This is a genomic window from Variovorax sp. CF313 (assembly GCF_000282635.1).
GTDB lineage: Bacteria > Pseudomonadota > Gammaproteobacteria > Burkholderiales > Burkholderiaceae_C > Variovorax.
Genome location: NZ_AKIW01000166.1, coordinates 35,729 through 57,195 on the forward strand (window position 1 = coordinate 35,729; position 21,467 = coordinate 57,195).

The following is a 21,467-nucleotide window of genomic DNA, read 5'->3' on the forward strand; positions in this document are numbered from 1 at the left end:
AGGGCTCGTTTGCCGACGATGCAGCGGATGCCCGGCACAGTTCATTTCGTCGAACGATCAGCGCCGTTGCGAAGCACGAACTCATCGTGCAGGCGATGGGGACAACTCCCGTGGGCCCACCGCAATGGTTCCTCAGGGCCGATGCCGCTCTCGCGGCGGCGCTGGCCGCAGTCGCTGCCCCATTCTTCCGGGAAGGTGGGCCAGTAGCACAGCCGCTCGGCCAGGCTGTGCAGCGGTGCCCAGATGAAGTTCACCGCATAGCTGGTGAAAGTCGCACCTGAGGTGCCTCTGCCCAGGATGTCGTCGCGCCTGTGCGCGCCGTGCATGACAGTCTCTTCCAGATGCTCGCCAGGGCCGCTGAAACCCTTGCGCAGCCAGTCGTCCTCTCCGGGAGGAGGCACGGCATCCATGCCTTCTTCCATGAAGGTGCGGATGTACTGCCACAGGGATGCATCGCTGCCGCTGGGGCCTACCCACAGAACGTCCTCTCCCTTGCGCTCGGGATCGCTGGGGTCCAGCGGGGGCCAGTACAGCAGCAGGTTGCTGTCCAGGCCTGCCGAGCGCAGGCGTTCTTCGCGTGCGGTTTCGCTGGCGGCCAGCTCCTCGGCTGTCCACGACTTGGGCGGCGCCCAGCGCACATGCGCCTGCACGCGGTCCCAGTCGAGCACCACGTTGCCGCCGTACTTCTTTGGGCGCAGCGCGTAGACCTTGCGGGTGGTTCGATTGAAGCGGTAGCGGGCGCGCAGACTGGTCAGGAAGGTTGGCGCGAGCATGTAGGGCCAGATCATGAAATAGATCAGGAGAAAAACCAGAACACCCATCAGCAACAAGATGCCCATCGCGATGTACCAATCCTGCGGGTACGGTCTTTGGTCCGTAAGCAAGAGACCTATGCCATAGGTCGGAAACAAGGCAACAAGTCCAAATAGCGTTAGAAGCAAAAGCCCAAGTGAGCGCTTTTCTTCTCCCGCATTGCTCAGCTCGATGAAGTGCTCATTGAAGTCGAACAGGACACGCATTCCATGGAGCGAGGGTCGTGCATATTCCTGCTGTTGGAGTTTCTCCTTGCGGGCGGGCTTGGGTTCGTTCCCGACGCGAGGTCGCACGCCTTCATGAATACCGTACAAGCGCGTGTGTTGGTTGACGTCCGCGTAATACGCCAAGGCTTCCGGCGTACCCCCGCTGCGGCACTCCCGCCGGAAGCTGTTCTCCGAGATAAACATTGTCTGGTTCAATCCATGTCGGCGATCGCATTGGCCAACTGACCGAGCATGAACTGCTCGCTGCGATGCGGAAACTTTTTGCTGTCGATTTTGCGGAACGGCTGGGCCTGCAGCCAGTCGATCCACTCCTTTTCCTTGAGCTTGTCGATCGCATAGCTCGCGGCGAGCGTGATCGTCCCCGTCACGAGATTGATGCGCGTGCACCAGCGCACGATCTTCGTAACGTCGTAAAAATAAGCTCCAACAAGCGTTGATCCAATGGTTGCGGTTCCCATTGCTGCACGACCAAAGTAGGCAGCCATCAGCACGCGGTCTTTTTCTCTGAAGGCCGTAACGCCATCAATCGCATCCCAAACCACCCCCACGACAGCCGCAGAAGCAACCCAGTGCGCAGCACCGATCTTCAAGATGCGCAGATCCTCTCCAGCCGCCTTCACCAGATCGCCCCGCGCAGCCAGCGGCGCATCGGCCTTGATCGCCTCGAAGATGTTCTTCTCGTAGTAGTCGGAGCGCAGGCCCTTCCAGGTGCCCATGGCGCTGGCCACGGCGCCCGCACTCTGGCTGCCCGCCCTCGGGTCGTCGCCGCGCTCGCTTGCGCGTCCGAAGGTCGGAATCAGGCTCATGATTTCCAGCGCGCCCAGCGCGCCGGGAATGCGCATGTTCTTCACCGCGTTGTCTTCGCCCACCAGCGTCAAGGCCCGGTCGACCCGTACCTGCATCTTCTCGCCCTTGTGGTCGTAGTGGCGCGTCCACGCCCGGCTGTCGGGCTGCGGATTGCGCTTGTTGCTGTAGGCCGCCTGCCGGCCCTGGTCTTCCAGCTTGCGGGCCAGCGCCCGCTGCTCATTGCGCACGAACTCCACGGCCTTGTCGCCCAGGCCGTGCGACAGCAGGACGATCTGCGCCTTCGCGAAGCTCAGTTCCATCGCCGAGGCGCTCAGCTTCTGCGCTGCCTGCACCACCGCCACAGCCCAGACCGCGTGCACATTCTTTCGGGCCGTCTCGGCGATCTTCTGCAGCGACTTGATCTTCTGCATCGTGTTCAGCCCCGGGTCGCCCAGCTTGTAGACCTCCTTGATCAAGGTCTGGCTGCCCTTGAGCGTCTTGGGGATCTTGCTCAATGCCGTAGCCATCGCGGCCCAGGCGCGCTGCTGGCGCGCGCTTTCCTCGGCCGTTTGCGGGTCGTGCACTTCGGTGGCCGGCGGCAGGGTGTCGCGCAGGGTGTCCATCACGCGCCGCAGCTCTTGCGAGATTTCCTCGTTGTTCAGGCTCGCCATGCGCCACACGAGGTTCCTCGGTTCGTCTTTGAACAGTTGCAGCTCGGCATACCAGCGCCGCCCCCTCGGGCTGCTGTCCATCGTCTCCAGGATGGCGCACAACTGGCCCGCGCAGCGCGCCCCGTCGCCGGTGTCGATGCCGTCGGGCTTGCGGTTGTAGCGCCCCAGCGTCTTCACCAGGAAGGCATCGGCCTGCAGCCAAGCGATCAGGTCTTCGCTGATCTTGTCCATGCGCTTGTCGCGCTCCTTGACCTGCGCCAGGTGCGCCTTGTCGAAGGCCTCGAGCCGGGCCGGGTCGAAGTGGGCGAGCGTTTTCTGCAGCGCGGCCTTGGATTCGGCATCGCTGATGAGACGGCGGTCCGACTCGCGCGCCGCGATCTCTTCCTGCAGGGCCGTGCGTCGTTGCGCCTCCAGGTCCTTGACGGGGACTTCGGCCGGGCTGCCATCCTTTTGTTCGACCATCACGGTGCCCACCGGGTAGGCGTGGCGCTGTCCCATCACCTCGTGCACGTTCTTCAGGCGCTCGGTCTCCGAGTCGTACAGCTGCATCGCCTTCTTGTAGATGGCCGAGCGCACGGTCTTGATACTCTCGCTGGCCGCGTGCTTCCAGGCGTTGGTCACCAGGGCGTTGCCTGGGTCGGTGTTGTCGGTTTCCTTGAGCCACGCCACATAAGCGGTGGCGGCCGTCAGATGGTGCAGGCTGAGTTCTTGCGCGATGCCGATGGCGTCCTCGCAGGCGACGACCGCGCCCTTGTGCTCGGTCAGGAACTCGACCATTTTCCGCAGGCGTGCACCGTGCACGTCCTTGTACGGCGCACCGGTGATGCGCGCAATGTAGGGGCCGTGTGCCAGACCACCGGCCGCCCCTGTGTCGGTAACCACCACGCCGTCGGCGCCGCGGGCTTCGTGGCGCACGGCTTCGAAGTGCCGTCCGACGCGCGCTTCTTCGTAGTTTCCCCACTCGCGCTCGGCACCATGGATTCCCATAAGTCCGTAGTGCTGTTCGCAGCCCACCGTCTGCGCGGCGGGGTTTTTCAGCGCGGAGAATTCCATGACCTGGCTGTTGAGCTGGCCGGGCTGGCAACTGTCTTGCTGGCTCGTGTTGCCACCCGCCCAACCCGCCACATCGAAGCTTTGCATGTAGATGTTGCGTTTCGGCTCGATCTGCTCGAACAGGTGCTTCGGCACGATCGGGTCCGGGTGGAACATGTAGTTCAGTTCGGTGACGTCCTTGGCATCGCGTATCCACACCATGCTGGCGTTGGCGCCGCGCACCTCGATCTCGCAGGCGGGATTGGATTTGGCGGCTTCCGGAAATCCGATGTCGAACTGGGCGAGATAGCCGTGTGGGTGCACGATGTAGGCGAGCCACTCGGGATTGGCCTGGCCCGCATACTGCAGCCGCACGTACAGGTAGCCCGGGCGCAGCATGCGGACGCCGTACAGCGCTGTCTGCATGGAAACGCCGCCGGGCCTGCGCTGGAAATGACCCGTGGGCTGCAGTTGCCCGAGCGCAGTCATCCCCTGGTCCTGCGCGCTGAAGGCGGCGGCATAACGGGTAAACAGGATGGGCAGGCCCTTGCGATCGCAGTTTCTGCAGGGAGTTTTGCAAGCCATGGGTTTCAGTTGTTTCGTGAGGGCTGCGCGCGGGCCGAAGCTGCTTGCCGGGCCTGGTGCAGCGCACCGGCAAAGCTGGGTGCTTCGGGAGGCGATGCCGTCGCGACGGTCGCAAGACCGGGGGCCGGATGCATCAGGGCAAGCGTGTGCCTCAGCACGGCGGCTTCCTGCGGCGCCGACCAGTCGCGCGGACTGGCCTTGCCGGCGTGGAGGTCGGTGCGCCACGACGCGTCGATGAAATCGGCGATATCGCTCTCCCGGCTCAACCCCATCCCGGCGCCATGGCCCAGCAGGTGAGCCATGGTCATGCCATCGGGCTGTCTGCCTACGGGCACTTGCCGCGACGCCATGCGAAACCATGCCCTGTTGCCCGCGGATGCACTGTGGGCGGCATGCCACTGGGCCAGGTGCAGAAGGTGGCGCATGGCCTCGCGGGATGGCAGCCGCCCGGGCGCCTGCAGCGATGCTCGCGCCAAGGCGAAACGACTGGCGATGAACCACTCGGGCTGATGTCCTGATGCGTCCTCGGTGCCGTCGGTTTCATCGCCCTGGCCGAAGGCTTCGGCGCTCGCCCACGGTCCCCAAGGTTGCTCCAGGGACCACCATTCGGTGACCGGCCCAAGCCACGAAGATCGCTGCGCGTCGTCGAGCACAGGCCACACGCGCTGCATGACGCGGGCATCCTGATAGCGAAACAGCTTGTCGTGGCCATCTATTGGCGAAGTCTGAAACCCCAGGCAGTTCCAATGCATCGCGATGGTCGCGGGTGTCGCGGGGCTGAAAACGACGCCGCACAGCGTCTGTTCGGCCAGGCGCCGCCGCGCCTGCTGCCAGGCCGAAGCAAGCGCGACTGCGAGGGTGCGAAGCACTGCCCGGGTCTGGTCGCAAGGTGCGTCCGAGGTCCAGTCCGCGGGGAGCGGCACCAGGGTAGGCGCGGCTTCGGGTCGGTCCTTGTAGATCTCGTCGGGCACGTCGGCTCGTTCGTCAGCCAGCGTGGGATGGTGCTCCTGCAGGTGGGCAGCCAGCGGGTTGGCCTCCCAGCGTTCGAGCACCAGGCAGGCGTGCAATGAAGCCGGCATGAGGCCGCCGAGCATCGGACGTGCGGCTGTGGATGCGAAAGCTGTCTGCGCCTTGATGAAGCCGCTTTGCAGGCGGCGCAGCAAAGCCCATGTGTCAAGCGAAGGCGAGGTCGAGGGCGTGCGCCTGGGGTCGCGAGGATCAGTGGCGCTCATGGCTTTCTTCGCATCAGCGCGAGGCGGATGCGCCGCCTGCGGCATCGCTGTTCTGCAATTCGCATCGGGCTTCATAGCCCTTCGGCGGCGGCATGTTCTTGGGCCCCACGAGGTTGTGCGAGGCCGCATGTTCGCGCCACAGGCCCTGGGTGCAGTGCTCGATGCCCGAGGCGTTCCAGCGGCTGAAGCTGCCGCCGCCGTTGACGACCACCTCTTCGCGCGCGGCAATGATGATCCTCTCGCCTTCGAGCCTGATGCCGAGCCTGGCGATGATGTTGACACTGCTCTTCAGAGCCCGGATGTCGATGTCCTCGTTCGCGGCGCACAGCCGCATGCCTGCCTTGTGGGCGAACAGGCGCACTGCGTCCTTGGCACTGGTCAGGAAGCTCTTGCCGGAGCTGATGCTCGTGTGCCCGCCACTGGTGAAGGCGGTGTGCTCGGTGCTCATCAGATGGGTGGAGCCCGCGGCGGCGCTCTGGATGCCGGCGGGGCTGGCCAGCGTGAGATGGGGCTCTTCAAATTCGGGGAAGACGCCTTGCGCCGGGTTGCCGCCGTGGCCCTTGAGAGCATCGTTCTGCTCCTTCAGGGTTTTCGTGACCGCATCCTGATCGCCGGCCTCGTGGGCCTGGGCCTCCATCGCCGCCTGGCTGAGCCCTTCGTGCATATCCCGGCCTTGCGTGAGGCGCGCGAGCGTCTCGGGCATATCGGTAGTGTGACCGTGCGCGTCGGGGCGCGCCTCGGTGGTCAGCAACATTCCCCTGGCGGCGCGCAAGGCGCCACGGCCATCGGTGCGCAACTCGAAGCCCTGGCCCCGGTCGTCCTTGCGCCCGGCGGTGTCCTCGATGCGGCCTATATGCCCGAGACCGAGGCTGCTGCTTGAGTGGTCGCTCTTGAGCTGCGCCTGGATTTTTTGCGGCCCGTCGTCCAGTGCGAGATGGTTGCTGCGGCCACCACTGCCGCTGCCGAGTTCGCGGCTGCGAATGCCCGAGAGGTGCTTCTGGTCCGGTAGCTGCCACGCCGGCATTTCATCGGCATTGTGGGCGCGGCCCACGACGATCGGGTGGTCCGGATCGCCGTTCAGAAAATTGACGATCACTTCCTGCCCGATGCGAGGCAGCGCGACGTCGCCGAAACTGGCGCCCGCCCAGGATGAGGACACGCGAAGCCAGCAAGAGGAATGCTCGTTCTTGTGGTCCAGCCGATCCCAGTGGAAATGCACTTTGATGCGGCCAAGCTGATCGACCCAGATGTCTTCGCCGGCCGGGCCGACCACAAGGGCTGTCTGCGGACCGTTGGTGCGCGGCTTGGGTGTGGTGCGCGCCGGTCGCCACGCGTGGCTCACCGGCTGCGCCTTGAAGGCGAAGCACTGGATGGAGCCTTCGCCGCCGTCGCCTTCACTGGCTTGAAGGTTCTCCTGCAACTCATAGGCAACGCTGACCAGAAGGTAGCGCAGGTTCTGGTCGGCCCTCGGATGCCTGGAGAGTTCAAAGATGTAGCCCGGCGCAAGATTGCGCCGATTGGAAGAGCCGCGTGCCTGAATGCGCTCGCTCTGTTGCTCTTCGGTGCGGATGTGCGCATAGGCTTCACCGTCGGCCAATTGCGTGTAGCCGCCTGGCCACTCGTACCGCTCGAAGTGGTCGTGATCGTGACCGGCAGGCATGCGTCGACGACTGGAGATATCCGCGCCGGGTCTGCCGGGGTCGTAGTCATCGGTGTAGTAGAGACCCGAGCGCACCTCTTCGGACATCGTCCATTCGTAGATGCGTTCACCGGCCTCGAGGCCACCGGTCATGCCGGCGAACGGGTCGACGTGGTAGCGGATCGCCTCGCCGCCAGGCAACGGCCCATGCGAAGTGGCGATGTCGTCTGCAAAGACCAGCACGTGCTGCCCGGCTTCATGACGAAACCAGTAGTACATCCCTTCGTGCTCAGCCAGTCGCGAGACGAACGCGAAATCGGTCTCGCCTCCATACTGGCAGCAATAAGTCCATCGACGGTACTCGCGGCTGAGTTTCTGTTCCATCGGATAACCGTAGGGCCCGAGAACGGCTGCGATGATTTCCGGGACGGTGAGATCCTGGAAGATGCGGTAGTCCGAACGCCGTGTGGCCAGCCACAGCCACGGGCGCAGGCGCATCTTGTAAAGGGAGCGACGGTCGTCCTCGTGCGACAGGCCGAACTGGGTGACGATTCCGCCGAGATGACGGACACGGCCGCTCTCGGTCTGGATCGCCACGGTGGTGTGCTTGCCGAGCAGCGCCTTCGGGTCGACGGCATTGCTGGCTGCCAGCAGATCGACCTCGAAGAGGTAGGGCCTGCTCAATTCCTCGGTGCCAACCAGCCGGTGGAACTGGAGTGCTTCGACCAGCGGCGTCCGGACGGTGACGCGGCGCGATGTCATGGCGCGCACCTGCGCAATAGTGCCCTCTGCTGCGAATGGATCACATGAACTCCCTGCTGTTCTTGTTCGGAAGGTGACAACTGCCGCAACGTTTTGTGCCATCACCGTGGCCGGTCGCGTCCAGTGGCGGCGATTCTGCGGGAATTCACTGGCGCGATGTTGGAATTAGGTCATGTTGTGCGATGGTTTTTCTGTGTGTGAGCGGTCGTTGTACGGTGTTGGTTTTAAGAGTCGCATCCAGAGAGCGGCTGTTGGTGCTTTCGTCCGGCATGGCACCGGGGACCCGATGCACACGCATGTGGTCCACGCCGACTCCAGCCGGGTCGATGTCCGGATTGAACGGCCTTCTGGCGTTGGTCGTTCCCGGCGTGCAGGCACGCGGTGGCGGCGCCGATGAGACACCGCCAACACCGGCCCGCTGCCCAGGCCCTGCTGACTCCGGATTACGAAGCGCTGTGCCCCAGCACCGCGGCAAACATGCCGGTATCGACATTGCCCCCGCTCAGGCACACGCCCACCGTCTTGCCGCGCCAGCGTTCCTGCTGCTGAAGCGCGCCCGCCAGCGCCGCGGCGCCCGCGCCCTCGGCCACGTTGTGCGTGTCGCTGAACAGGATGCGCATGGCCTCGGCGATCTCGTCGTCGGTGACGGTGATGACGTCGTCGGCTTCGCGCAGGATCACCTCGACCGACTCGGGCACCGGCACGCGGCAGGCCATGCCGTCGGCCAGCCGCGTGGTGACGGGCGACTCGACGGGCTTGCCGGCGCGGAAGGAGTCGCGGTAGGCCGTGGCGTGCGCCGACACCACGCCGATGAGCTTCGTCGACGCGCCGCAATGCGCACGCGCCGCCGCTGCCGCGGCAAAGCCGGAGCCCAGGCCGATGGGCACGAACAGCACGTCTGGCGGCGTGGCCGACAGTGCGTCGAAGAACTCCACATACGCGGTCGACACGCCGCGCACCAGTTCGCGATGGAACGATGGCACGCGGTGCAGGCCGTCGCGCTCGGCCAGCGCGGCCGCGTGCTCGGCAGCCGCCTGGAAGTCGTCGCCATGCTCCACCAGCGTGACGCCGAGCGCGCGCATCGCGGCGTTCTTCTCGGTCGAATTGCCGTGCGGTACCACGATGGTCGCGCCCAGCCCATGGCGCCGCGCCGCGAAGCCGACCGACTGACCGTGGTTGCCGCGCGTGGCGCTGATGGCGTGGCGCACGCCCGGCTGCTCGCGCGCCAGGGTCTCGAAGTAGGTCAGCCCGCCGCGGATCTTGAAAGCGCCGGCCGGCGTGTGGTTCTCGTGCTTGGCCCACACGTTGGCGCCCAGGCGCTGCGACAGAAGCGGCCAGGCGTACTGCGGCGTGGGCGGCATGGCCGCATGCACGGTGCGCTGCGCGGCTTCGATTTCTTCGCGGGTGAACCTCATCGGGTGTCCCATCTATTTGCGTTCCGTCAGCGCGACGCGCACGGCCAGGGCAGCGAGCACGCTGCCCATGATGTAGCGCTGCGCGCGCAGCCAGCCGGCGCTTTGCGACAGCACGGCCGTGATGCTCGCGGCGCCGACGATCATCACCGTGTTGACCGCGGCGCTGGCGGTCATTTGCGCGACGCCCAGCTGCATGCTCTGCAGCAGCACCGATCCGCGCTCGGGATGGATGAACTGCGGAAAGAACGAGAGATAGAACATGGCCACCTTCGGGTTCAGCAGGTTCGTCAGAAAGCCCATGCGGAACAGCCTGGCCGGCGGATCGGCCGGCAGCACGCGCGCCTCGAAAGGTGCATTGCCGCCGGGCCTGACCGCCTGCCACGCGAGCCACAGCAGGTAGGCCGCGCCCGCGATGCGGATCGCGTCGAACGCGAGCGGCACGGCCAGCAGCAGCGCGGTGAGCCCGAGCGCAGCGGCGAACAGGTGCGCCAGGAAGGCGATCAGCACGCCGCCCAGCGAGATGAGCCCGGCGCGGCGGCCCTGGATCAGCGTGCGCGAGACGCAATAGATCATGTTCGGCCCCGGCGTGAGCGCCAGCAGCAGCGAGGCGAGGGCGAACAAGGCGATTTCAGGGAGGCTCAGCATGGTCAGAGTCCTTGGGATTCGAGGGTGACGGGGCCGCGCGGCGTGTCGAGCACGGCGATGAGGTTGGGCGCTCCGGCAGCGACGGCCATGCCGGTCATGCCGATGGCCGACAGCGCGGCGGAGAGCGCGGGCGCACGCGGATGCACGGCGCGCAGCGAGCGCATCGAAAGACCCGACGCAGGCATGGCATCGGTCGGATGCACCGGCCCCCACTGGATCAGCGTGGGCAGCGCGCCGTAGAACAGCCGCTGGCCGTCGTCGCGCACGGTGATCTGCCACTCGAGCCGGCCGGCGGGCGTGTCGCGCGAGGCTTCGAGCAGCTGGCCGCGGTCGATGTGCGCGTGCTCTTCATGCGCGAGCGCACGCGTTGCCGCATGCGCATCGGGCACGCGGGCGACGAAATGGATCAGCCGCGGCCCGTGCCGCGCGAGCCCGGCCTGCAGCGCGGCGTCGTCGAGGTCGAACCAGCGGTGCGTCTTGGGGCGCGAGGGCCGCTTGCCCGGCTCGATCGCGATGATCTCCGCGTAGGCGGCAGGAAAGGCGTCGCTCGCGATGTTCAGCAGGCGGTTGTGCGTGCCCATCAGCGGATGCGAGCCGCCCGGTGCCGGCGTCACGCCGAGCGTCGCTTCGCACCACGCCACGCCCTCGGCGAGCGAGGCGGCGGCAATCACGAGGTGGTCGAGCTGCGCGTGCATGGTGCGATGGTTCTCGCCGAGGTTCAGAGCGTGACGTGGCCGTCGATGCAGGTCACGGCATCACCGCCGACCCAGATCTTTCCCTCGGGGTCGCGCTCGATGTGGACGCGGCCCGCGCGGCCCAGGCACTGGCCTTGCGCGGCGAGGTAGCGCTCGGGCATGTGGCCGTCGGCGATCAGCCATTCGGCCAGGCTCGCGTTGAGGCTGCCGGTGACCGGGTCTTCCTGCACGCCGATGGGTTCGGCGAAGGCGCGCACTTCGAGGTCGATCTTCGCGCCGTCGTCGTAAGCGGCCGCCGGGCGGTTGCCGAAGGCGCGCGCCTCGCGGTTCGAGCGGCCGATCAGCGGCGAGGTGTCGAGCGCGGCGGGCACGCCGGCCACACCCGCCTTCACGCCCAGCTCCTTGAGCATGCGGTGATCGGGCGCGAGCGCCAGCACGGCGTCGGCATCGTTGACCAGCAGGCCGAACCAGACCGGGCCGTTGTCGAGCACCTGCGCCGCGATGATCTGCTGCGCCTTCAGGCCCAGCGCGCCGGCCACCTTGGCCAGCAGCGCGGGGCTCGGGGCGCTGCGCCTGAGCGGCGGCGCGGCGAAGGCCAGGCGGCTGCCTTCACGGCGCAGCGGCACGAGGCCGGCGCCGCACTGCTGCACCACGAGGCCGGCGGCCTTCGGCTTGCCGCCGGCCTGCAGCCACGCATGGCAGCTGCCGATGGTCGGATGGCCGGCGAACGGCAACTCGCCGCCGGGCGTGAAGATGCGCACGCGGTAGTCGGCGCCCGGGTCGGTGGGCGGCAGCAGGAAGGTGGTCTCGGACAGGTTGGTCCACTGCGCGAAGCGCTGCATCGCGGCGTCGTCGAGGTCCGTGCCGTCGATGACGACGGCGAGCGGATTGCCGCGGTAGGCCGTGGCGGTGAAGACGTCGACTTGCTTGAAGGGGCGGGATTTCATTGGAGACTCGGGAGGATCAGATCAATGGGCGATGTCAGTCGGGGAATACCGTGGAGCCGGCCTTGCCGGGCCGCAGGGGGTGGCGAAGCGACACGAAGTGCGTGGAGACCGGGGGTCATTCCAGGCTCAGGTCGAGCACGCCGCGCGTGCCCGGGCGGGAAAGCAGTTCGGCATACCAGCGCTCGACGTTCGGCCACGTCGGCCGGCGGTATTCGGCGGGGGGCAGGCCGAACCAGCGGTGCGCCTCGCAGCCGATGGGGATGTCGGCCATGGTGAAGCGCTCGCCGGCCATGTACGGCTGGCGGGCGAGGTGCGCGTCGAGCATTGCGAACAGCGCCTCGCTGGCGCGCACCGAGTCGTCGATGAGCGTCAACTGTCGCTCCGACGGCGGCGTGCGCACCCATTGCACGAAGGCGTCGCGGCTCGCGCGGTTGAGCGTGGTCTGCTGCCAGTCCATCCAGCGCTCGGCGTCGAAGCGCGCGGGCAGCTCGCTCGGGTAGAGGGTGCCGTGCGAATGCTTCGCGCAGAGGTAGCGCACGATCACGTTCGACTCCCACAGCGTCACGCGCTCGGCGCCTTCGCCGTCGTCGATGGTGGGCACCATCGCATTCGGGTTGAGCGCGAGGTATTCGGGCGTCTGCACCACGCCGAACCTGCCGCCGGCCTCGGTGCGCTGGAAGTCGAGCCCGAGTTCCTGTGCGCACCACACCACCTTGCGGACGTTGATCGAACTGATGCGGCCCCAGATGTTGAGCATGGTCGGTTTCTTTGTCAGCGGGGTGAAGGACGGTCGAGGAAGAGCAGGCGCACGGCCAGCCCCAGCATCACGGCGGCCAGCAGGCCGCTCTGGAACCGTGCCGCACCGGGGCGGCTGTGCAGCCAGCGGCCGATCTGGCCGCTGCATGCGCCCAGCAGCGTGTTGAAGGCCAGCGCGGCCATCGACAGCAGCACGCCGAGCTGCACCAGCTGCGGCGGCACGCTGCCGCGCGCCGGATCGACGAACTGCGGCAGGAACACCATGAAGAACAGCAGCGCCTTCGGGTTGACGAGGTTGTTCAGCAGCGCCATGCGCACGATGCGCCCGAACCCGGCCGGCTGCGCCTGCGCGCCGATGCGCAAGCCGCCACCGCTTCGCAGCGCCTGCACTGCCAGCCACACGAGGTACAGCGCGCCCGCATAGCGCAGCACGTCGAACGAGGGCGGCCACGCCGCCACCAGCGCGGTGACGCCTGTGGCGGCGAACAGTGTGTGCACGAGGTCGGCCGCCGAGATGCCGAGGGCCGCCGCAAAGCCGCCGCGCGGACCGTGGGCCACGCCGTGCGAGAGCACGAAGGCCATGTTCGGGCCGGGCGACAGGAACAGCGCCAGTACCGCGAGCAGGAAGAGCGAGAGCGTTGCGAGGCCGATCAAGGGAGGCTCCTGGGTCAGACCTGCGCGGCGGCCAGTTGCCTGTCGCCGAGCAGCACCAGCTCTTCGCGCAGCGTCTGTGCCAGCGCGGCGATGGCGATGTCGATTTCTTCCACGCTGGCCGTCACGAACGACAGCCGCAGCGTGCGCGGATCGCCTTCGCCCGCATAGAACGGCGCGCCGGGCACGAAGGCCACGTTGCGCTCCACCGCCTTGGGCAGCAGCGTGACGGTGTCGACGCCCTCGGGCAGCCGCGCCCACAGGAACATGCCGCCCTTGGGCGCGTTGAACTTCACGTCCAGGCCCTTCATCTCGCGCGTGAGCGCGGCGATCATCGCGTCGCGCTGGCGCTTGTAGAGGGCGCGGATGGTGGGCACGTGGCGGTCGAGGAACTTGTCCTTCATCACGGCAGAGACCATGCGCTGCGTGAAGATCGGCGTGTGCAGGTCGACCGCCTGCTTGGCCTGCAGCAGCTTCGGATAGATGGACTTCGGCGCCACCAGGAAGCCCAGGCGCAGGCCGGGCGCCAGCACCTTCGAGAACGAGCCCAGGTAGATCACGCCCTCGGGGTTGCGCGCGGCCAGCGGCAGCGGCGGGGCTTCGTCGAACCAGAGTTCGCCGTAGGGGTTGTCCTCGACGATGGGCAGGTTGGCGGCCGTGGCGGCGGCGGACACGGCGGCGCGGCGCTCCTCGGTCATGGTGCGGCCGGTGGGGTTCTGGAAGTTGGGCAGCAGGTAGACGAAGCGTGCGTCCTTGGCCTTGGCCACGAGGTCTTCGACGATCACGCCGTCATCGTCGCTGGCCACGCCCACCGGGTGCGGCTCCATCGGGCCGAAGGCCTGCAGCGCGCCGAGGTAGGTGGGCGTCTCGACCAGCACCTTGCTGCCCGGATCGATCAGCACCTTGGCCACCAGGTCGAGGCCCTGCTGCGAGCCGGTGGTGATGAGCACCTGCGAGGCATCGACGTCCCACGGCAGCATGTCGGCCACGGCCTGGCGCAGCGGCGCGTAGCCTTCGCTGGCGGCGTACTGCAGCGCGGCCTGGCCGTCGTTGTGCAGCACTTCGGCGCAGGCATCGGCAAAGGCCTGGATCGGGAAGGTCTTGGGCGAGGGCAGGCCGCCGGCCAGGCTGATGATGCCGGGGCGCTCGGTGACCTTGAGGATTTCACGCAGCACCGAAGGATTCATCTTGGCGGCGCGGGCGGCGAGTTTCCAGTTCATGGCTTTCTTCTTTCAGGCGGTGAGGTGAGATTCGGATAGGGGGCAGGCGGGCCGGAGGTCAGTCCGGTGGGATGTCGCCACGGTACACGACATGGATTTTGTTGCTGTCCGGGTCGCGCAGGTAGGCGCCGTAATAGCCATGGCCATAGCGTGGGCGGGGGCCCGGCGCGCCTTCGTTGCGGCCGCCGTGGCGCAGGGCCGCCTCGTGGGCGGCATTCACGGCTTCGGCCGAGGCCGCGGAGAACGCGACCATGCTGCCGTTGCCGGCGCTGGCGGGTTCGCCGTCCAGCGGGATGTACACGTAGAAGCGCGGCAGCACCTGTCCCGGCACGACCCAGCAGGCCGCCTCGGGCCCGCCGTCGGGCGTGACCGGGCGGCGCTTCAGGCCGAGCGGGGCGAGCAGCGCGTCGTAGAAGGTGGCGGCGCGCGGCAGGTCGGTGCAGCCGACGGTGATGTGGCTGAACATCGTCAGCTTCTCCCCGGGCCGACGGCGCCTGCGGGCAGCGAGGCTGCAGCTGGCGCGGCCTGCGGTTGCGACAGGCGCTTGCCGATGACCACCGTGGCCACCACCGCGATGGCGAAGCCCAGCGTCACCACGTCGAGCGGTTCGCCCAGCAGCGGGATCGACGCGAGGATCGACAGGAAGGGCTGCAGCAGCTGCGTCTGGCTCACGCGCAGCGCGCCGCCCAGGGCGAGGCCGCGGTACCAGGCGAAGAAGCCGATCCACATCGAGAACATGCCGACGTAGACGAAGCCCACCCAGGCCGACACCGCGACGGGCTGCTGCGGCCACAGCGCCAGCGCGGCCGGCAGCGTAAAGGGCAGCGCCATCACGCAGACCCAGCAGATCACGCGCTCGGCGCCCAAAGACGGCGTGACCTGTGCGCCGTAGATGTAGCCGAAGGAGGCGGCGATGACCGCGCCCACCAGCAGCAGGTCGGCCCACTCGAAGCCGAAGCCATGGCCACCCTGGCTCGCGCGCAGTACCGAGAACGCCACCACCAGCAGGCTGCCCGCAATGGCGCAGAGCCAGAAGCCGAGCCGCGCGCGCTGGTGCAGCACCCAGGCCGCCACGGCGGCCGTGACCAGCGGCAGCAGCGCCGTCACCACCGCCGCGTGGCTGGCCGTGACCACGCGCAGCGCAAAGGCCAGCAGAAGCGGAAAGCCGATGGCGTTGCCCAGCACGGCCATGCCCAGCGGCTTCCACTGGTGCGCGGCGGGCCTTGGCGCGCGCGTTGCCAGCAGGAAGATGGCCGACAGCACGCCTGCCAGCGCCGCACGGCCGACCGTGACGAACCACGGCGACAGCTGCGGCGCGTCCTGCGAGCCGGTGGCCAGGCGCGTCATGGGCAGGGTGACGGCGAACATCGCGACGCCGATGACGCCGAGCCACATGCCCAGCGTCTCGTCTTTCATGGCGAGCTTCATACGCTCACCATCCACCAGGCGGTGAGCACGAGGACGAGGCCCATCGCGCGGTTGAACCACAGCAGCCGCGAACCCTTGGCAAGCCATTCGCGCAGCAGCGCGCCGACCATCGCATAGGCGAAATTGCTCGTGAAGGCATAGATGAGCATTACCGGCGCCACGATGGCGAAGCGGCCCAGGGCGTCGGTCTGGCCGGCGATCCAGCCCGCCACCAGCGTGAGCGCGAGCAGCCACGCCTTGATGTTCACGAACTGCAGCATCACGCCCTGTCCGAAGCCGACCGACAGGCTCGCCCCGTCGGCCTTGCCGAGCGTGGCGCTGCCGCTGAGCTTGTACGCGAGCCACAGCAGGTAGCCGATGCCCAGCCCCTTGATGGCCAGGCGCAGCGAGGGCATGGCCACCACCAGCGCGCCAATGCCGGCGGCGCACAGCGCCAGCAGCAGGGTCCAGCCCACGGGCACCGCGACCACGAAGCGCATGGCGCGCGGCAGGCCGCCGTTGGCCGCGAGGGCGGTGGAGAGCGTGGTGTTGGGACCGGGCGAGAAGCTCATCGCCGTGGCCAGCACCAGCAGCGCGGTGAATTCTTGCCAGTTCATGACACACACTCTAAACTTGAGACCATTACAGTTCCGGTACAGATGATCGAACAATCAGGCAATCTGTATTGGTCAGTCCTTCGACACAGAAGCCGGCCCGGCCCGGAAAACGCATGCTGACACGCACCTCCACCCAGTCGCTGACGGGGCAGTTGGCCGACCGCCTGGCCGAGCGCATCCGCACCCGCCTGCTGCCGCCCGGCGCCCGCCTGCCCTCGGTGCGCGAATGCGCGCGGCAGCAGGGCGTGAGTCCCTATACCGTCGTCGCCGCCTACGATCAGCTGCTGGCGCAGGGCCTCGTCGAGGCCCGCCGGCAGCGCGGCTTCTATGTGCGGGATTCCGCCCCTGCGCAGGAGGGCCGCCCGCCGAATCCGGCCGCGGCCGCGCCCATGGTCATGCAGATAATGGCCTCGCGCATACCGGCGGATGCGAGCTCGCTGATCCGCAGCATGTTCCACCGCCCGAGCGACAAGCCGCAGCCGGGCATGGGCGTGTTCCCGCCGGACTGGATGGCGTCGACCTTCATGCCCACGGCCGTGCGGCGCATGACCAGTACAGCCGCCCTGCAGGAGCTGTCGCTCCAGTACGGCGAGCCGGCCGGCGACATGAGCCTGCGGCGCAGCCTCTCGCAGAAGCTGGTGGGCATCAACGTGCCGGCGTCGCCCGAGCAGATCGTGACCACCATCGGCGCCACCCACGCGCTGGACATCGTGAGCCGCACGCTGTTGCGCGCGGGCGATCCGGTGATGGTCGAGGAGCCGGGCTGGGCGCTGGAGTTCGCGCGGCTGGAGGCGCTGGGCATGCGCATCCTGCCCGTGCCGCGGCGCGCCGACGGGCCCGACCTGGAGGTGATGGCGCAGTACTGCAAGCTGCACAGCCCCAAGCTGTTCGTCAGCGTGAGCGTGCTACACAACCCGACCGGCTACAGCCTCACGCCGGGCAGCGCGCACCGCGTGCTCAAGCTGGCGAACGAGCACGACTTCCACATCGTCGAGGACGACACCTACAGCCACCTCGCGCCCGAGCACGCCACCCGGCTCAGCGCACTCGACGGGCTGCAGCGCACCATCTACGTGAGCGGCTTCGCGAAGATCCTGGCGCCCAACTGGCGCATCGGCTTCCTGGCCGCGCCGCCAGCGCTGAAGGAACGGCTGCTCGAAACCAAGCTGCTGGCCACGCTGACCTCGCCCACGCTGTTCGAGCGGGCCTTGTCGTGGTGCATCGACCAGGGGCAGCTGCGCCGGCATTCGGAGCGCGTGCGCATCCGCCTCGACGGTGCACGGGGACGGGCGGTGAAGCTGGCCATGTCGCATGGCTGCACTTTCGCCTCGGAGCCAGCGGGGCTGTTCGGCTGGGTCGATACGGGCGTGGACACAGACGCGCTCACGCAGCGCATGCTCGACCAGGGCTACCTGTTGGCGCCGGGCTCGCTGTTCCACGCGCGCCGCCCGCCGAGCACCATGATGCGGATCAACTTCGCGACCTCGCAGGACGCGGCCTTCTGGAAGGTCTTCAGCAAGGTCCGAAGCGAACTCTGACGGTGCCGAAAGGCCGAAAAAGGCCGGGGGCTTGGAGTAAGCTGGCAACACAAGAAAACCATCCCAGGAGACCTCCGCATGAGCAACGCCAGCAAGCCCTTCGACTTCAGCCAGTTCGTTCCCGGATTCGACTTCTTGAAGAACCTCGCCGGCGGCGCCGCGGCGGGCTCGGGCGCCGGCTCGGTGCCGGGGATGCCGAGCCTTGCGAGCTGGGTGGCGCCCACGCTGAGCGTGGAAGAGGTCGACAAGCGCATCCAGGAACTCAAGACCGTGCAGTACTGGCTCGAACAGAACGGCCATGCCCTCAAGGCCACCATCCAGGCGCTCGAAGTGCAGAAGATGACCTTGTCGACGCTGCGCGGCATGAACGTGCGGATGGAAGACATCGCCAACGCGTTCACCAAGCAGGCAGCCGCGATGGCGCCAGCGGCATCCCCCGAGCCCGAGCCCGAACCCGAACCGGAAGAGGTCGAAGACGCGGACGAGATGCCCGAGGAGCAAGCTCCGGCGCCGAAGAAGCCGCGCAGCAGGCCTGCCGCGGCCAAGGCGAATGCCGGCTCGCCCGACGGCCCCGGCGTGGTCGACCCCATGCAGTGGTGGGGCTCGCTCACCGAGCAGTTCCAGCAGATCGCAAGCTCGGCGCTGCAGGACGCGGCGCAGCTGAAGGTGCCGGCCATGGCCCAGCCGTTGGCCGACGCGGTCGACAAGGTCATGGGCAAGCCCGCTGCGGCTGCCCGCAAGCCTGCAGCAGCCAAGAAGACTGCAGCACCGGCCGCAAAGAAAAGGCCGTCGACCGCCGCCCGCAAGCGAACCTCCAGCCGGCGCTGACGTCATACACATTCATTCGTTGAAGAGAACGGGTTGGCACGCACCATGAAGTTGTTTCCCTCCGGCCACGCCACCCATCCGCAATGGCGTATGGCGGCCGGCCTCGTGCTGGCCCAGCTGCGCGCACAGATGGCCTTGCCCGACTACGCGTCTTCGCCGACGCTCGGGCTGCTCTACATCACCGACCACTATGCGAGCGAGGCGCAGGACATCCTCGATCACCTGAGCGCGGAGCTGCCCGAAGTGACCGACTGGTCGGGCACGGTCGGCGTCGGCGTGTCGGCCAACAATGCCGAGTATTTCGACGAGCCCGGGCTGAGCCTGATGCTCTGTGCCCTGCCCAGCGACCAATACCGCGTGTTCTCGGGCGTGGCGCCGCTGGGCAACTCCGAGATGAGCGGCTTCGAGGCCCACACGGCGCTGGTGCATGCCGATCCGGCCACCCCCGACCTTGCCGAGCTGATCGCCGAAATGGCGGGGCGCACGAACACGGGCTACCTGTTCGGCGGCTTGTCTTCGGGGCGTGGCAGCGCGCTGCAGTTCGCGGTCGGCGGCAACGGCAACATCCGCGGGCACGGGGCGGCGGGCGGGGTGTTCTCGGGCGGCCTGTCAGGCGTGGTTTTCGGCGAGGGCGTGCGGCTGGTGTCGCGCGTCACGCAGGGCTGCCAGCCGCTGCGATCGGGGGCGGCGCGCGAGCGCGAGATCACCGAGGCCGATGGCAACCTGCTGCTGAAGCTCGACGGCGAGCCAGCGCTCGACGTGCTGCTGGCCGACCTTCAGGTGTCGCTCGAGCGGCCGCAGGAGGCCATCGACGCCGTGCGTAACACGTTGGTCGGCCTGGCCGACGCGGGCAGCGACGGCATCCGCCGCACCGGTGACCTGGGGGCCGACGTGCTGGTGCGCCACATCATCGGGCTGGACCCGACGCGCCGCGGCATCGCGATCGCCGACGTGGCCGAGGCCGGCATGCGGCTGAGCTTCTGCCGCCGCAATGCGCAGGCCGCGCGTGCCGACCTGATGCGCATCTGCGCCGAAATCCGCGAGGAACTGGAGCCCGAAGAGCAGACGCTGGCCACCGCGCGCGCCGTGGCGGCAGGCGAGGCCGAGGCGGCGCCGCATCCAGCGCGGCGCATCGCGGGGGCGGTGTACGTCAGCTGTTCCGGGCGCGGCGGCCCGCACTTCGGTGCGCCGGGGGCGGAACTGCAGATCGTGCGGCACGCGCTGGGCGACGTGCCGCTGGTGGGTTTCTTCGCGGCGGGCGAGATCGCTCGCCACCATCTGTATGGCTATACCGGCGTGCTGACGGTGTTCGCCAGCAACGACTGACTGCGATCAGGCCGGCTGCAGCGCGCGCGGCGCGGGCGCGGGCATGCCGGTGAACACGAAATCGACCTCCGGCGCCAGCCCGCTCACGATGCGCGCGATCGACTTGCCCGAACCGCAGGCGTGCGTCCAGCCGAGCGTGCCGTGGCCGGTGTTGAGGAACAGGTTCGGGAGCTTCGTCTTGCCGATCAACGGCACGTTGCTCGGCGTCGCGGGACGCAGGCCGGTCCAGAACTGCGCCTGCGTCGTGTCGCCGGCGCCCGGGAACAGCTCTTCCACGCGGCGCACGATGGCTTCGCAGCGCACCCGGTTCAGGTCGCGGTCGTAGCCGTTGAGCTCGGCAGTGCCGGCGATGCGCAGGCGGTCGCCCGACTCGGATGTGTAGCGCGAGAACACGAGCTTGAATTCGTCGTCCGTCAGCGAGACCTGGTGCGCCTTCGAGGCGTCTTTCACGGGCAGCGTCACCGAATAGCCCTTGGCCGGGTAGATCGGCAGGCGGATGCCCAGCGGCGCGGCATACAGCGGGCTCAGCGAACCCATCGCCAGCACGAAGGCGTCGCCGCGGATGCGCTGGAAGCGGCCTTCGCTGTCGGTGGCCTCGACGTGGTCGATGCTGCCGCCGGCCTCGCGCAGCGCGGTCACGGTGTGGCTCATCAGGAACCTGACGCCCGCTGCCGTGGCCAGGCCCACCAGTTCGCGCGCGAAGCGGTTGGCGTCACCTGACTCGTCCTCGGCCGTGTAGGTGGCGCCGGCCAGCTTGGGCCGGATGTGGGCGAGGGCGGGCTCGATCTTCACGGCTTCGTCGGCCGAGATGACCTGGCGCTCGCAGCCCAGGGCGCGCATCTGCTCGGCGGGCGCGAGGGCGCCGTCGAACTCTTTCTGCGTCGTGTAGAAGTGCAGGATGCCCTGCGTGCGCTGGTCGTAGTTCAGGCCGGTGTCGCGGCGCAACTGTTGCAACATCGAGCGGCTGTATGTACCAAGACGCACGATCTGCTCGATGTTGTGGCGGGTGCGCGCCGGCGTGCATTCGCGCAGGAACTGCAGGCCCCAGAGCCACTGGCGCATGTCGGCGCGGATGCGGAAGAGCAGGGGGGCGTCTTCCTTGCCCAGCCACTGCAGCACCTTCAGCGGCGCGCTGGGATTGGCCCAGGGTTCGGCATGGCTGACCGAGATCTGCCCGCCGTTGGCGAAGCTGGTTTCGGCGGCCGGGGTGGCCTGCCGGTCGATCACGGTCACTTCGTGGCCGAGTTGCTGGAGGTAGTAAGCCGAGGTCACGCCGAGCAGGCCGGCGCCAAGAACGATCACGCGCATTTCAAGTACCTTTGAGGTTGCAGCGCTTGAACGGCGGACGTGGTGTGCTATTGAATCAATAGCAAGCAACCGGACGACCGCCGTCCAAGTTGCCGCTCCCCCTGTCCTTGGTACCTGAGAGATTCACCCGCTGCGCCCGCAGAGGGTTTGCTCCTTCGGTGCGCCACATGGCGTGGCGGCTCTCCAGACGGCGTTTCAGTTGGTGCAGTACAGACCCCTTGTTCGGGCCGACCTGAGCGTTTATGGGAGTTTGCGCCTTCGGTAGGGCCACCAAGGTGGCCCGCTCTCCTGCAGTGGGGCGATTGTAGGCGGGGTTCGTGCGACTACCGACCTGTGACTTTTGCCCATATGAGCGATGGGATAATCA

18 protein-coding genes and 2 riboswitches are annotated in these 21,467 nt (G+C 67.7%); of the genes, 3 read left to right on the forward strand and 15 right to left on the reverse strand.

Features of this window, described 5'->3' with window-relative positions; all coding sequences use genetic code 11:
- Positions 1-41: 41 nt before the first annotated feature.
- The 14 genes from PMI12_RS26500 to PMI12_RS26565 all read right to left on the reverse strand — a co-directional run bounded on the left by PMI12_RS26500 (position 42) and on the right by PMI12_RS26565 (position 16,100).
- A complete protein-coding gene (locus PMI12_RS26500; protein WP_007838919.1) occupies positions 42-1,223 on the reverse strand; it encodes a hypothetical protein in 1,182 nt (393 codons plus the stop codon).
- An 8-nt stretch (positions 1,224-1,231) separates the two neighbouring features.
- Positions 1,232-4,114: a T6SS effector BTH_I2691 family protein gene (locus tag PMI12_RS26505; RefSeq protein ID WP_007838921.1), complete on the reverse strand. Its 2,883-nt coding sequence runs from the start codon at positions 4,112-4,114 to the stop codon at positions 1,232-1,234.
- Positions 4,115-4,119: 5 nt separating this feature from the next.
- Positions 4,120-5,277, reverse strand: a complete 1,158-nt coding sequence (locus PMI12_RS26510) for a DUF4123 domain-containing protein (RefSeq protein ID WP_042674517.1) — start codon at positions 5,275-5,277, stop codon at positions 4,120-4,122.
- Between the two features lie 82 nt (positions 5,278-5,359).
- Entirely contained in the window at positions 5,360-7,747 is a 2,388-nt protein-coding gene (locus PMI12_RS26515; RefSeq protein WP_007838925.1) for a type VI secretion system Vgr family protein, read from the reverse strand.
- Between the two features lie 443 nt (positions 7,748-8,190).
- Positions 8,191-9,162, reverse strand: a complete 972-nt coding sequence (locus PMI12_RS26520; protein WP_007838927.1) for a threonine dehydratase — start codon at positions 9,160-9,162, stop codon at positions 8,191-8,193.
- Between the two features lie 12 nt (positions 9,163-9,174).
- Positions 9,175-9,807, reverse strand: coding sequence for a LysE family translocator (locus PMI12_RS26525; protein ID WP_007838930.1), 633 nt, complete (start codon positions 9,805-9,807; stop codon positions 9,175-9,177).
- A 2-nt stretch (positions 9,808-9,809) separates the two neighbouring features.
- Positions 9,810-10,502, reverse strand: a complete 693-nt coding sequence (locus PMI12_RS26530; protein ID WP_007838933.1) for a VOC family protein — start codon at positions 10,500-10,502, stop codon at positions 9,810-9,812.
- A gap of 23 nt (positions 10,503-10,525) precedes the next feature.
- A complete protein-coding gene (locus PMI12_RS26535) occupies positions 10,526-11,449 on the reverse strand; it encodes a PhzF family phenazine biosynthesis protein (RefSeq protein ID WP_007838935.1) in 924 nt (307 codons plus the stop codon).
- Positions 11,450-11,564: 115 nt separating this feature from the next.
- Positions 11,565-12,206, reverse strand: coding sequence for a glutathione S-transferase family protein (locus PMI12_RS26540; protein ID WP_007838937.1), 642 nt, complete (start codon positions 12,204-12,206; stop codon positions 11,565-11,567).
- A 14-nt stretch (positions 12,207-12,220) separates the two neighbouring features.
- Entirely contained in the window at positions 12,221-12,859 is a 639-nt protein-coding gene (locus PMI12_RS26545; RefSeq protein ID WP_007838938.1) for a LysE family translocator, read from the reverse strand.
- 14 nt (positions 12,860-12,873) lie between these two features.
- A complete protein-coding gene (locus PMI12_RS26550) occupies positions 12,874-14,076 on the reverse strand; it encodes an aminotransferase-like domain-containing protein (RefSeq protein ID WP_007838940.1) in 1,203 nt (400 codons plus the stop codon).
- A 58-nt stretch (positions 14,077-14,134) separates the two neighbouring features.
- Complete coding sequence (locus PMI12_RS26555) at positions 14,135-14,542, reverse strand: VOC family protein (protein ID WP_007838945.1); 408 nt, start codon at positions 14,540-14,542, stop codon at positions 14,135-14,137.
- 2 nt (positions 14,543-14,544) lie between these two features.
- Positions 14,545-15,492, reverse strand: coding sequence for a DMT family transporter (locus PMI12_RS26560; protein WP_237726178.1), 948 nt, complete (start codon positions 15,490-15,492; stop codon positions 14,545-14,547).
- An 8-nt stretch (positions 15,493-15,500) separates the two neighbouring features.
- A complete protein-coding gene (locus tag PMI12_RS26565) occupies positions 15,501-16,100 on the reverse strand; it encodes a LysE family translocator (protein ID WP_007838949.1) in 600 nt (199 codons plus the stop codon).
- Positions 16,101-16,213: 113 nt separating this feature from the next.
- Between PMI12_RS26565 and PMI12_RS26570 the strand changes: the two genes are divergently transcribed.
- From PMI12_RS26570 to PMI12_RS26580, 3 genes are all read left to right on the forward strand, one after another.
- Positions 16,214-17,638 carry an aminotransferase-like domain-containing protein gene (locus PMI12_RS26570; protein ID WP_007838950.1) on the forward strand — a complete coding sequence of 475 codons (1,425 nt, stop codon included), beginning with the start codon at positions 16,214-16,216 and terminating at the stop codon, positions 17,636-17,638.
- Positions 17,639-17,716: 78 nt separating this feature from the next.
- Complete coding sequence (locus PMI12_RS26575) at positions 17,717-18,466, forward strand: PhaM family polyhydroxyalkanoate granule multifunctional regulatory protein (RefSeq protein WP_007838951.1); 750 nt, start codon at positions 17,717-17,719, stop codon at positions 18,464-18,466.
- Positions 18,467-18,511: 45 nt separating this feature from the next.
- Positions 18,512-19,792: an FIST signal transduction protein gene (locus PMI12_RS26580; RefSeq protein WP_007838952.1), complete on the forward strand. Its 1,281-nt coding sequence runs from the start codon at positions 18,512-18,514 to the stop codon at positions 19,790-19,792.
- Between the two features lie 6 nt (positions 19,793-19,798).
- Here the strand turns inward: PMI12_RS26580 and PMI12_RS26585 are convergent, their stop codons facing one another.
- On the reverse strand, positions 19,799-21,100 hold the full coding sequence (locus PMI12_RS26585) for a D-amino acid dehydrogenase (protein ID WP_007838953.1): 1,302 nt from the start codon (positions 21,098-21,100) through the stop codon (positions 19,799-19,801).
- A gap of 91 nt (positions 21,101-21,191) precedes the next feature.
- Positions 21,192-21,297, reverse strand: a riboswitch (glycine riboswitch).
- 7 nt (positions 21,298-21,304) lie between these two features.
- Positions 21,305-21,401: riboswitch (glycine riboswitch) on the reverse strand.
- Positions 21,402-21,467 lie beyond the last annotated feature (66 nt).